This window comes from Brachyspira catarrhinii, from assembly GCF_005518285.1.
Classification (GTDB): domain Bacteria; phylum Spirochaetota; class Brachyspiria; order Brachyspirales; family Brachyspiraceae; genus Brachyspira; species Brachyspira catarrhinii.
Map to the genome: position 1 here is coordinate 1 of NZ_SJDU01000018.1, position 13638 is coordinate 13638.

General features: G+C 33.7%; 10 protein-coding genes. 1 reads left to right on the forward strand and 9 read right to left on the reverse strand.

Features of this window, described 5'->3' with window-relative positions; all coding sequences use genetic code 11:
• Window positions 1-155: 155 nt before the first annotated feature.
• The 9 genes from argH to EZH24_RS01425 form a co-directional block, all read right to left on the reverse strand.
• Window positions 156-1535 (reverse strand): argininosuccinate lyase, encoded by a 1380-nt coding sequence (argH, locus tag EZH24_RS01385; protein WP_137997347.1) that lies wholly within the window; start codon window positions 1533-1535, stop codon window positions 156-158.
• Between the two features lie 2 nt (window positions 1536-1537).
• The gene (locus EZH24_RS01390; protein ID WP_137997348.1) at window positions 1538-2782 is read right to left on the reverse strand and encodes an argininosuccinate synthase; all 1245 of its coding nucleotides are present in this window, start codon (window positions 2780-2782) and stop codon (window positions 1538-1540) included.
• Between the two features lie 80 nt (window positions 2783-2862).
• Window positions 2863-6054, reverse strand: a complete 3192-nt coding sequence (gene carB / locus EZH24_RS01395; protein WP_137997349.1) for a carbamoyl-phosphate synthase large subunit — start codon at window positions 6052-6054, stop codon at window positions 2863-2865.
• On the reverse strand, window positions 6047-7135 hold the full coding sequence (locus EZH24_RS01400; RefSeq protein WP_137997350.1) for a carbamoyl phosphate synthase small subunit: 1089 nt from the start codon (window positions 7133-7135) through the stop codon (window positions 6047-6049). Before EZH24_RS01400 ends, carB begins: the two co-directional genes overlap by 8 nt.
• Window positions 7136-7349: 214 nt before the next feature.
• Entirely contained in the window at window positions 7350-8348 is a 999-nt protein-coding gene (gene argF / locus EZH24_RS01405) for an ornithine carbamoyltransferase (protein ID WP_137997351.1), read from the reverse strand.
• Between the two features lie 178 nt (window positions 8349-8526).
• The gene (grdF, locus tag EZH24_RS01410; RefSeq protein ID WP_137997352.1) at window positions 8527-9834 is read right to left on the reverse strand and encodes a sarcosine reductase complex component B subunit beta; all 1308 of its coding nucleotides are present in this window, start codon (window positions 9832-9834) and stop codon (window positions 8527-8529) included.
• A 37-nt stretch (window positions 9835-9871) separates the two neighbouring features.
• Window positions 9872-11158 (reverse strand): sarcosine reductase complex component B subunit alpha, encoded by a 1287-nt coding sequence (gene grdG / locus EZH24_RS01415; protein ID WP_137997353.1) that lies wholly within the window; start codon window positions 11156-11158, stop codon window positions 9872-9874.
• Between the two features lie 14 nt (window positions 11159-11172).
• Entirely contained in the window at window positions 11173-12276 is a 1104-nt protein-coding gene (locus EZH24_RS01420) for a YkvI family membrane protein (protein WP_137997354.1), read from the reverse strand.
• Between the two features lie 374 nt (window positions 12277-12650).
• On the reverse strand, window positions 12651-13046 hold the full coding sequence (locus tag EZH24_RS01425; RefSeq protein WP_137997355.1) for a GrdX family protein: 396 nt from the start codon (window positions 13044-13046) through the stop codon (window positions 12651-12653).
• A 137-nt stretch (window positions 13047-13183) separates the two neighbouring features.
• Between EZH24_RS01425 and EZH24_RS01430 the strand changes: the two genes are divergently transcribed.
• The coding region (locus EZH24_RS01430; RefSeq protein ID WP_137997356.1) for an ankyrin repeat domain-containing protein at window positions 13184-13638 on the forward strand (455 nt) is incomplete at its 3' end.

A 13638-nucleotide genomic window follows, 5' to 3' on the forward strand; every position in this document is an offset into this window, starting at 1 on the left:
TTCCTAAAAAACAAGAAGTTAAATTCGAGAAGAAGATAGAAATCGCATAAACGGTTAAAGCTACGATAATACTTCAATTTAAACTCATATTATTAGACGCATGCTCTTTAAAAAGCGCATGCGTTTTTTATTTTTCTTAAATTATTAAATCATAACTAATTAATTTTATTTCTTATATATTCAATTTGAGCTTTAACCGACTCTGGGGCGGGTCCGCCTTCGACTTTTCTTTGCATAACGCAAGTTTCAAGGTTTATCGCTTCGAATATATCTTCTTCAAATTTATTGGAAAATTCTTTATATTTTTCAATCGGCAAAGTTTCGAGAGTTAAATTATTTTCGATGCATAATCTGATAATCTCTCCCGTGATTTTATAAGCGTCTCTGAAAGGCATTCCTTTTTTAACCAAATAATCGGCACAGTCTGTGGCGTTAATAAAACCTTTCGCCGCAGCTTCTCTCATATTTTCTGGAAATATAGTCATAGTTTCAATCATAGGAATAAAAGCGTTTAGAGAAAGTTTAACCGTATCGATAGCGTCAAAAATAGCCTCTTTATCTTCCTGCATATCTTTATTGTAGGCAAGCGGAAGCCCTTTCATCATTATAAGAAGAGTATTCAAATCTCCGTAAACTCTTCCCGTTTTTCCTCTGATTAATTCCGTAATATCGGGATTCTTTTTTTGAGGCATGATGGACGAACCCGTAGAATAAGCATCGTCAAGTTCTATAAATTTAAACTCCCAAGAATCCCACAAAATTATCTCTTCGGAAAATCTTGAAAGATGCATCATTAATATCGATAAATCGGAAGCCAGCTCTATACAAAAATCTCTGTCCGAAACGGCATCGAGAGAGTTTTGAGTAATTTCGTCAAATCCGAGCGCATCGCAAACCATCCTCCTGTTTATAGGATAAGTCGTGGACGCCAAAGCACCGCTCCCCAAAGGCATAATATTTATTCTTTTATAAGCGTCTTTAAGCCTTTCCAAATCTCTTAAAAACATTTGCGAATAAGCCATAATATGATGAGCGAATGTTATCGGCTGGGCGCGTTGCAAATGAGTATAACCCGCCATAACGGTTTGAAGATTTTTTTCAGACAAATCGGTTAAAACTGTTATCAATTTTTTTATTAGGCTTTCGATTTCTTTAACTTCTTTTTTCAAATACATTCTTATATCGAGAGCCACTTGGTCGTTTCTCGAGCGCGCGGTGTGAAGTCGTTTTCCCGTATCGTCCAATCTCTTTGTAAGTTCTGTTTCTATAAAAGAATGAATATCTTCGGCATTAAAATCGAATTCCAATTTTCCGCTTTCTATATCGGCGAGTATTCCTTTTAATCCTTCGACTATAGCCTTGCTTTCTTCCAAATCAATTATATTGCATTCGCCAAGCATAGTTGCATGAGCGATAGAGCCTTCGATATCTTCTCTATACATTCTCGCATCGAACGAAATCGAAGAATTAAAATCGTTTACTCTTTTGTCGGTTTCTTTTGTAAATCTTCCCGCCCAGATTTTTTTATTATTCATTATTATTTTTTACTTTTGTTTTTATTCTTTATCTTTTTTTCCATATTTGCGCGAACTTTTACTGGAAGCCCGAAAAGATTAATAAATCCTACCGCGTCCGCTTGATTATATACATTGTCTTCTCCGAATGTTACAACCTCTTCATCATGAAGCGAATAAGGAGATTTTACGCCTGCGTTTATTATATTTCCTTTATAAAGTTTGAGTTTAACTTCTCCAGTAACGGTTTTTTGAGTTTCGGTAAAAAACGCGCTCATTGCCTCTCTTAAAGGAGTAAACCATTGTCCGTTATAAACTATGTCGGCAAATTTAATAGCCAAATGCTGTTTGACTCTTAAAGTTTCTTTATCGAGAGTAATGCTTTCAAGGACTTCATGAGCATGATATAAAATTGTTCCGCCTGGAGTTTCGTAAATTCCTCTCGACTTCATTCCTACAAGACGATTTTCAACGATGTCGACAATTCCGATTCCGTTTTTTCCGCCGATTTTATTCAAAGCCTCCACCATTTCGACTCCGTTAAGTTTTTTACCGTTAAGAGTCGTTGGAATTCCTTTTTCAAAACCAATCGTTATATAAGTCGGTTTATCGGGAGCTTGAATTGGAGAGACGCCCATTTCAAGAAAATTTTTCTTTTCGTATTGCGGTTCGTTCGCGGGATTTTCCAAATCGAGTCCTTCATGAGAGAGATGCCATAAATTTTTATCTTTAGAATAATTCGTTTCTCTATTTATTTTTAGCGGAATATTATGAGATTCCGCGTATTCTATTTCCTGCTCTCGAGATTTTATATCCCAAACTCTCCAAGGAGCGATAATATCCAAATCGGGAGCGAAAGACTTGAAAGCGAGTTCGAATCTCACTTGGTCGTTTCCCTTTCCAGTGGCTCCATGACATAGAGCGTCCGCTTTTTCTTTAATCGCTATTTCCGCAATTCTTTTTGCGATTATAGGACGAGCGAAAGAAGTTCCGAGCAAATATTTATTTTCGTAAACCGCTCCAGCCTGAAGAGTTGGATAAACATATTTTTGAATAAACTCTTCTTTTAAATCTTCTATATAAAGTTTGGATGCGCCCGTTTTTATAGCTTTTTCTTTAAGTCCGTCAAGTTCCGTTCCCTGTCCGACATCTACCGAAACCGCTATAACTTCGCAATTATCGTAATTTTCTTTAAGCCATGGAATTATAACGGAAGTGTCGAGTCCGCCAGAATAAGCCAAAACCACTTTTTTAATTTTTTTTGACATAATTATTTCCCCTAATAAGTTTTTATTTTAAAATTAACTCTATTATTATATAATATAAATTTATAAAATCAATTATCATATCAAGTTACCGAAGCGATTGTGAAATTCATAGATTCAATAACTTTAAGTAAAGCGTAAGCCGTATCGAGCGAGGTTAAGCATGGAATATTATTTTCCGCTGTCGCTCTTCGTAATTTCAAACTGTCGGTATGATTTTGATTGTCGCTTTCTATCGTATTTACTACATAATCTACTTTTCCAAATCTTATAATATCGATTATATTTTCAAATTTACTTTCGTAGATTTTTGAAACTTCTTTAACATATAAATCGTTTCCTCTTAAAAAATCCGCAGTCCCTTTAGTGGCATAAATTCCGTATCCGATTGCAAAAAATCTTTTTGCCAAATCTAACGCTTCTTTTTTATGATTATCCGATATTGTAAGCAAGATATTTCCATGAAGGGGAATTCTCATTCCGCTTGCAACCAAAGCCTTATATAAAGCCTTTTCAAAATTAATATCGAATCCCAAAGCTTCGCCCGTGCTTTTCATTTCGGGACCGAGTAAAGTGTCAACGCTCGTAAGTTTCGCAAAAGAAAAAACGGGAGCTTTAACAAAAACTTTATCTCTTTCTTTCAAATACAAATTTTTATAACCTTGTTCTTTGAGAGATTTTCCCAATATGCACATAGTCGCAATATTCGCCATTTGTATATTTGTTATCTTGCTTAAAAACGGAACGGTTCTACTGCTTCTTGGATTTACCTCCAACACATAAACATTTTCGTTTCTATCGACTATAAATTGTATATTGTAAAGCCCGATAAAATTGAAACCTTTTCCGATTCTTCCCGTGTATTCTATTATTTTGTCTTTAACTTTTTTTGAAATAGTTTGAGTCGGATAAACGCTTATAGAATCGCCCGAATGTATTCCCGCTCTTTCCACATGTTCCATAATACCCGGGATAAATATATTGTTTTTGCTGTCCGCTATCGCGTCCGTTTCGACTTCTTTGCCGATTATATATTTGTCTATAAGTATAGGAGCTTTATTGCTTATCTCTTTAACCGCGCTCGCCATATATTTTTTTAACGCTTCATCGTTATTTACTATTTCCATAGCGCGTCCGCCCAAAACATAACTCGGACGAACCAAAACGGGATAGCCGATTTTTTGAGCTATTATAAGCGCTTCTTTCACTGTAAAAGCCGTCTCTCCCATCGGTTGAGGAATATTCAATTTTTTAAGTGTCTTTTCAAATTCATGTCTGTCTTCCGCTTTATTAATATTTTCAAGCGAAGTTCCAAGAATTTTTACATTATGTTGAACCAATTTTTCCGCCAAATTAATCGCCGTTTGTCCGCCGAATTGAACTATAACGCCTATAGGTTTTTCAAGTTCTATTATATGCATCACATCTTCAATAGTTAGAGGCTCGAAATAAAGTTTATCTGAAATTGAAAAATCCGTTGATACGGTTTCGGGATTATTATTTATTACAATCGCCTCGTATCCCGCTTTTCTGATAGTCATAACCGAGTGAACGGTAGAATAATCGAATTCTATTCCCTGTCCTATCCTTATCGGTCCCGCCCCTAAAACTATAACGCTTTCTCTTTCGCTTTTATGAGATTCGTTTTCCGTTTCGTAAGTGGAATAAAAATAAGGAGTTTCGCTTTCAAATTCTCCCGCGCATGTATCGACCATTTTATAAACGGGAATTATATTGTTTTTTATTCTCAAATCGTAAATTTCTTTTTCTTCGACATTCCAATTTCTCGCTATATATCCGTCCGAAAATCCATGTTTTTTGCATTCTTTCAAAACTTCGATGTTCATAATATTCGATTTTAATTTTTTTTCCAAATCGATTATATTTTTTATATAATTTAAAAAGAATCTGTCGATACGCGTTATTTTAATGATATTCTCTAAACCTTCGCCTCTTCTTATAAGTTCGGCTATTATAAACATTCTTAAATCGTCTCTTCGCTCTATTCTCTCCCATAATTTTTTTGTCGTATATTCGGACAAATCTTTATTTTCTATATGGTCGCATTTTATTTCAAGCGAACGAACGGCTTTCAAAAAAGATTCTTCAAAATTTCTTCCAATGCTCATAACCTCGCCCGTAGCTTTCATTTGAGTCCCAAGCTGTCTGTCGGCGTTTGGAAATTTATCGAATGGAAGACGCGGAAATTTTGTAACTATATAATCAATCGAAGGCTCGAAACATGCGAAGCTTTTTTTTGTAATCGGATTAAGTATTTCGTCCAAAGTCATTCCAACGGCTATTTTTGCGCTTATTTTTGCAATCGGATAACCCGTAGCCTTGCTTGCAAGCGCACTCGAACGCGAAACTCTCGGATTAACTTCTATAATATAATAATTAAAACTATTCGGGTCGAGAGCTATTTGAACATTACAGCCTCCGCAAATTTTCAATGCTCTTATTATTTTTAAACTTGCGTTTCTTAAAGTTTGATTTTCCACATCGCTTAAAGTTTGACAAGGAGCGACAACTATGCTATCTCCCGTATGTATTCCCACAGGGTCGACATTTTCCATATTGCATACCACTATAGCGTTATCGTTATTGTCTCGCATCACTTCGTATTCTATTTCTTTATAACCCGCGATACTTTTTTCAACCAAACATTCTCCAACGGGGCTAATTTTTAATCCCGTTTCGCAGATTTCAATAAGTTCTTTTTCGTTTCTGGCAAATCCTCCTCCCGTGCCTCCGAGCGTGTAGGCGGGGCGAACTACCAAATGATAACCGATTTTATTTGCAAATTCCAAAGCTTCTTCGACTTTACGAATTATGACGCTTTCTGGGACGGGTTCGTTTATTTTATTCATCAATTCTTTGAAAAGCTGTCTGTCTTCGGCACAATTAATGGCGTTCAAATCCGTTCCTAAAATTTCAATATTATTTTCTTTTAAGATTCCCGAGTTTGCAAGTTCAACGACTAAATTGAGTCCCGTTTGTCCTCCCAACGAGCCTAAAATCGCTTGAGGACGCTCTTTATAAATTATTCTTTTTGCAAAATCGAAATTTATCGGCTCTATATATATTTTGTCGGCGATTGCGCTGTCCGTCATTATTGTCGCGGGATTAGAATTGATTAAAACGACTTGATAGCCTTCTTCTTTAAGAGATTGGCATGCTTGAGTTCCCGCATAATCGAATTCCGCCGCCTGTCCTATAACTATAGGTCCCGAGCCTATAACCAATATTTTTTCTATATCGCTTCTTTTAGGCATTTTTAATCCTCTTATTATTTTTATTCATTAAATTAATAAAGTCATCGAATAAATATTTACAATCTTCGGGACCGGGACTCGCTTCGGGATGATATTGAACGGAAAAGACTGGATATTTTTTATGTTTCACTCCCTCGCAACTTCCGTCATTTAAAGATATATGAGTCAATATTAAATTCGTTTTACTTAAACTTTCTATTTCTACGGCAAAACTATGATTTTGACTCGTTATCGCCACTTTATTTGTAGCCAAATCTTTTACGGGATGATTTCCGCCTCTATGCCCGAATCTCAATTTTATCGTGTTGGCTCCGCAGGCTAAACTTATAATTTGATGTCCCAAACAGATTCCGAATATTGGGATTTTTCCGATTAATTTTTTAACTATTTTTATAGACTCGGGAATATCTTTTGGATTGCCCGGTCCGTTTGAAAGCATTATTCCGTCTGGATTTAAATTAAGTATTTCTTCGGCGGAAGTGTCGTAAGGAACAACCGTCAAATCGCAATTTCTTTTACTTAACTCTCTTATTATTCCAAGTTTCGCTCCGTAATCGATTAAAACTACTTTTTTTCCTTTGTTTGGTATCGGATAGGCTTTTTGCGTGGAAACTCTTTTTACATAATCTCTCGCGTAGGGAGTATTTTTTAACATTTCTACTATTTCGTCTTTATTTTCCAAAGTGTCGGACATTATCGCTTTTATAGTTCCAATCTCTCTTATTTTTTTCGTTATCGCTCTCGTGTCGATTTTTTCGATTCCAGCTATTCCTTTAAGTTTAAGAAAATCGTCCAAATTATATATGCTTCTAAAATTATTCGGTTCTTTGCAAGCCTCTTTGACTACAAAACCGAATATTGCGGGATTCAAACTTTCAAAATCGTCTCTGTTTATTCCATAATTTCCAATTAAGGGATAAGTCATAACGGCTATTTGTCCGCAGTATGACAAGTCCGATAATGTTTCCTGATAGCCCGTCATCGAAGTATTGAAGACAATTTCTCCGATTCTAAAATTATCCGAACCGAAACCTTCGCCTTCGTAATGACTTCCGTCTTCGAGTATTAAATATCTTTTCAATTTCTTCTTCCTAATTTTTTACTTTATATTTTATAATTTTTATTTATTTTATAAATTAAAAAAAAGATTGACAATTAATGAAAACATTAATTTATCAATCTTATTATCTTTCGACTTTAGTTTTTTATTAATATTATTATAAATCATTTTAACGACTTTTTATTTTTTGTTTCGGTTAAGTATAATATATATATGATTTTATTGCAATAATTTTTTATATATTTCCAATAGTCGCTACCATAACGGCTTTAATAGTATGCATTCTATTTTCTGCTTCGTCAAACACTTTAGAATATTTGCTTAAAAATACTTCGTTTGTTACTTCCATTTCTTTGAGTCCGAATTTTTTATGAATATCTATTGCGGTAGCGGTATTTAAATCATGAAACGAAGGCAAACAATGTAAGAAAATAACATCGGGATTATTTGTCTTTTTTATCATATCCATATTTACCTGATAAGGTTTGAGTAATTTTATACGCTCTTCAAACATAGCTTCTTCTCCCATCGAAACCCAAACATCAGTATAAATAACGTCCGCATTTTTCACATCGTCTACATTTTCGCTAAAATTAATAGAAGCTCCCGTATCTTTAGCCACATCTTTCATTTCTTTTATAAGCGAATCGGAACTCCATAATTCTTTAGGAGCGATACTCCAAAATTCCATTCCCATTTTAGCCGCTCCAATCATAAGAGAATTACCCATATTATTTCTGGCATCTCCCACATAGACAAATTTAACTTTGTTGAATGGTTTTGGAACATATTCTTTTACGGTTAAGAAGTCCGCTAATATTTGCGTAGGATGATATAAATCTGTTAGTCCATTCCACACTGGAACTCCAGAATATTTAGCCAAAGCCTCTACTGTTTCTTGTTTAAAACCTCTAAATTCTATTCCGTCATAGAATCTACCTAATACTTTAGCCGTATCTTCAATAGATTCCTTTTTTCCCATTTGGCTATCGTTTGAACCTAAAAAAGTTACGCAACCGCCTTCATCCATCGTGGCGACTTCAAAAGCGCATCTCGTTCTTGTGGAAGTTTTTTCAAATAGAAGGACAATATTTTTTCCATCCAATAAATTTCCTTTTATTCCCGCTCTTTTTTTAGTCTTCAAATCGGACGCTAAATTAAGCAAATAATGAATTTCATCTGGAGTAAAATCTTTAAGCGTTAAAAAACTTCTTCCTTTTAAATTTACAGGCATTTTTAATCTCCTATGTTATTCTTAATTTTCAATAAAAGTTTTTATTATATTAAATATTATATTTTAGTAAATAGTAAGTCAATAGAAATAAAATTATTAAATTAAAAAATTTACAATAATAAAAAACCGTCCATATACTTATAAAAATATGTGGACGGTTATTTTTTTCTAATATTAATTATTCAAATACCGTTTGCTCTTCCACTTCGGTTTGCAAAGCTTTTAAAGCTCTTTCAACCATTTTTCGTCTTATTTTTTTGCTGGTTTCCTCGCCTAAAGGAGGATTACCTAAAGGATAAGGAATACCAACGCCCGGAATAATTCTATTAGCTCCGATAGTTAATGATATAGGAACTACGGTTGCAATATGAACTACAGGAATTCCAGCTCGTTCAATTTCTTTTACCATCGTTGCGCCGCAACGAGTGCAAGTTCCTCAGGTTGAAGTCAATATAACGGCTTGAACTCCGTCAGCCAATAATTTTGGAACAAAATCTTCTCCGAAATGTTTCGCATTACCCGTTGATGTTCCCGTTCCAGTGGTAGTTATAAAATAATCGGCTAACTCTCCTATACCGCCTTCAGCCTCTATCTCTCTCATAACATCTAAAGGTATAACCAAATTAGGATTTTTCAAAACAAAAGCTCTGTCATATCCTCCATGAACTGTCATAAACTCCTTAGGGTCCATAGCTTTTTTACCTTTGATGCTATAAACTCCATATTTAGTGGCGCTTGAACTTTCTATTCTATCTGGATTACCTACGGGAACTATGCCTCCAGAAGTAACGAAAGCTACTTTTGTTTTTGTAATATCTTTTATAGCTTTTGCAGGAGCGACTTTATCAAAATAAGGCATAGGGTATTCGGTTTCAACTTTTTCGCCTTTTATTTTTCTTACCAATAAATCAACGGCTCTCGTAGAACCTCTAACTTCATTGAAGTAATTAACCCTTATTCCTCTTTCAAAATATCCTTCAACCGAAGGAGCTAAAATCTCTTCACCATTAACTAATTTTTTAGATAATGCGGCGACTTTAGGAATTGTATTTCGCATATCTGCGGCGGAATCCTTCGTTTCTATTATATATAAATCCTTACGATACATATCAACGCCCGGATTTTCCTTATACATAGCCGTAATAACGGGGATTTTAAAATGTTCCTCAACGGCTACGCAAATTCCTCCGCAAGCGACTCCATAACGACCTGCATTGAAAGCTGGACCCGCTATAAATAAATCTGGTTTAAATTCTTCCATCATTTTTATTATAGTGGTTTTAGCCTCTTCAAGATGTTCTCCAAAATAATTATCTCCGCATATAACGGTTGCTACTATTTCATAATCATCTCCAAGACTTTTTTCTAAAGCGGCGCCTGGTCCTATTTTTTCTTTTCTAATTTCAGGCGGAATACCTGCTTTTTCTTCTCCGCCTATTCCAGCAAAAAACTGATTCATATAATGAATAACTTTTTTCTTACCCATATTAAATATTCTCCTTAAAATCGTTTATTAACTTTAATTAATAACCTCTGGCTGCAAGCTTATTAAAACCGTTGGCAATAGTAGAAGCTATTATTATTTGCAATTCAGCTTCTATAGTTCCGTCTGGCTTTAAGCTGCCTTCATATCCGCCAATCATCGTTTCTACAAAATCTAATGTTCCTATAACCTTATCCATTTTTGGAAAGTTTATAATTACATTACCATTACCGCAAGAAACTAAAGTATCGGCTTCGGTAGTTATATCCGCAAGAGATTGGGATTTTCCGTCTCTGCCAGGGAACTCGTCCGTAATAAGAACTACTTTAATTCCTTTTTGAGCTACCTTTTTGCAATTCATCATTAAATCCGTATCTGGATTACCGTATCCTTCTTCTGTAATTATTATGCCATCCAAACATAAGAATTCAGCCAATTTAGCTACCATATCGGAAGACCTTTCTTTATCGGCTAAAAATACATTTTCATTTGTAAGTATAACGCCTATAAAGTTTAAGTCCTTTCCATGTCTCTTATATAAATCTTCTATTACGGGATTATGAAAATGGTGATATGTGGTAACTTTATCGCAAGGAGCTACACAGTTTCCGCTTACTATAGCGCCGTCCATAATTTCGGTAGGATACATAAAAGTAGGAACTATCTGTTTGGCATCGACTCCATAATAATATGTATCATGTAGTAAACCTTGCGATTGCAACATATGAACATATCCAACTTTAGGTAGATTAGGATATTGCGCTATTTGTTCCGCCAAAGGTTTTGTTTCATAGGTTACTATTTCATCTGGTTTCAATTCTTTTGCCACCTCGCCTATTAAAGCCGCAACTTTAAGCCCCGCTAATCTTCCCGCTTCTTCATAACTATGCGTTTCTAACCCCTCTTTAGGTTCGATAACTACGCATACATTATTTGTTTCGGAAAAAGGAGTATATTTAGCCGCAGGTCCAGACATATCTATAATACCCTCTTGAAATCCAACTATACGCCCGCAAGTAACGACACATGCTCCTACTAAAGCATGAGTTCTTCCGCTACCGACTTCTTTTACTTTGTTTATTACGCCAGGAAATATACCTCCGCCTCCGCTCACCTTCACTCGAGGCTCTATAACATCCTTTACTGGAGCTATACGAACGGATTCGCCTGGTCTGGCGAGTTCAACTTTTGCCGAAATAATTCTATCGTCTTGAAGCACGAGTTCTTCTATTTCTTTAGCGCAAACATAAAGAACTCCGTTTTCAACTTTCATCTTATCGGCAAACTGAACATCCTTAATGAAAATTTTACCAAGTTCTAGTTTCATCAACTATTCCTCCATTAAATATTTTTTATATTATTTTTATTTTTAATTCTCATAATACTTCTTATAAGCATTATAAAGAATAATAAAAATCCAACATAACCGTTTAATACATAAACTATGTTCACCAATCTGTCAAAAGGAATTTTTAATCCTATAAAACATCCAACAGCCGCTAATATAACAGTTACTATTTTAAATTTACTGCTGCTATCGTCACTAATAACTCTCGAAGAAGCAGTCCACAATAGAGGCACAGCCGTAGTATATATTCCTCCTATTACAATAACGGAAAAAACAGTTGCGAATATTGGGCTTATTTTAGAAGCCAAAATTAAGGAAGGTATTTGACTATTTGCTACTTCGTTTATATGAGCCAATAAACCCAAAGCCACTATAATAACCGCAATTGAGAAGCCCAATGTTCCAAAAATTACGCCAAACACTCCTTCTTTTTTACTATTAGCTTGTTTACCTAAAGCCGCTACAAAAGCCGTAAGCCAAAGCATACAAAACCCTATATAAGAAGCTGAAGAAAAAAACCAATTAGTAGAGGCTTTAGTTTTTTGAAGTTCTCCAACAATTCTATTACCTTCGGTTAATTCGTTAAAATTTGTCGCTATTCCATATATGCCTAAACATATAGATATAATACAAATTATAGGTCCTAATTTTCCCAAAACTTTTACTATATTCTTAAGCCCGAATGCAACCGTTACCCCAGATAATATTGCCATAACAATAGCTCCAATTACTTCTGAAATTCCATATTGCTGTTTCATAGTCGCTCCCGCTCCAGCTATCATAACAAAATATGACATATATATAAACAAAGTTGAAAAATAATCAAAAAAAGTTCCTATATATTTTCCGCCATAATATTTATATACATCGTTGGGTTTTTCAAAAGTATTATCGTATCCTACGAGTATAAAGCTTGAACACACATAAAGAAATACTATAAACATAACTAATGTTCCGGCTATTCCCCAAAAACCGTATGCCGTAAAATATTGCAATACTTCTTGCCCTGTGGCAAATCCCGAACCGATTAGAAACGCTATAATACTTCCGCCAAACATTATAACATTATTAATTGAAATTTTTTTGTCTGTAGGCATTTTATCCTCCTATGTTTAAAAAATTTTGAATTTATTAAATAACAATCGCATACGAATATACGATTTATTATTTTGCGAATTTTGATTAGAGGATAAATTAAAATATCCCAATATTTTGACAACTTTGTAGATATATAATTTTTGAAAAAGTTTAAAGTTCTTACATGTTGACTGTTGACTGTTGACTGTTGACTGTTGACTGTTGACTGTTGACTGTTGACTGTTGGTATCAACAAAATCGTTATTATAAATTGTGTAAACATATAATAACGATTTTAACATGAAACGGGAAAAATATCAAGTGTTTTTTTATATAAAATTCAAAAAAATTTAAAAAACAATATCACCGCCACTCCCAAATAATGAATGGGTTTTTAAGGAGCATTTTTACTAAAACATGAAGATATTAATGATAAATCCACAGTCTTAAAATTATTTTTTATGCTTTCAGTCCAATTAGTAATATCTCTATTCTTTATAAATTTATTATAATTATCAATCGCATTTTCTATCATTAAAATGTCGTCAAAATTTGCTTCGTTGTTTTTCTTTATTAAAAGAATCGATTTATAAGGAGTTTGATTGGATTTTAGACTACCGCTCATAGGATGAGTTAAAAGTTTATAACCCAAATGTAATAAATCTCTCGTTTTGATAAGGACATTATATATAGTTTCAGAATCTATAAATTCTATATTATAATTTTCTTTATATTTTATAAATACCTTACTATTATTCGTAACTATTAGTATGTCTTTATTATTTAACAATTTAATTTCCTAAAAAATTTATTTATTAATATTTTAATTATAAAGTTATTATAGTCAATATAAAAATATTGTATATTAATTGCTTTTTATAATAAACATCTTATAATTTAATTATATTAATAAAATAGGAGTTAATTATGAATTACGATATTATTAAAAATACTATATATGAAATATCAAAACAGAATATTAATAATTCTACCGAAGAGATATTAAATATAAACGAATATAAATTTTATAAAAAAACTACGGCTCTTATGATAGCCTCGTATTTTGGACTTAACGATATAGTAAAAGAATTAATCGAAGATAAAGCCGATATAAACGCTCAAGATATAAACGGTAAAAGTTCAATATTTTTTGCAATAGAAAGAGATAATATTGAAACTCTGAATACATTAATTGAAAATAAAGCAAATGTAAATATACAAGATAGCAAAGGCATAACTCCACTTATATGGGCATCGGGAAACGGAAAAACGGAAGCCGTAAAAATATTGCTTAAAAATAAAGCGGATATAAATATAAAGAATACTTATGGAGAAAAAGCGATTATATGGGCTTTATCTTCGATTAATTCTTTTACTATATC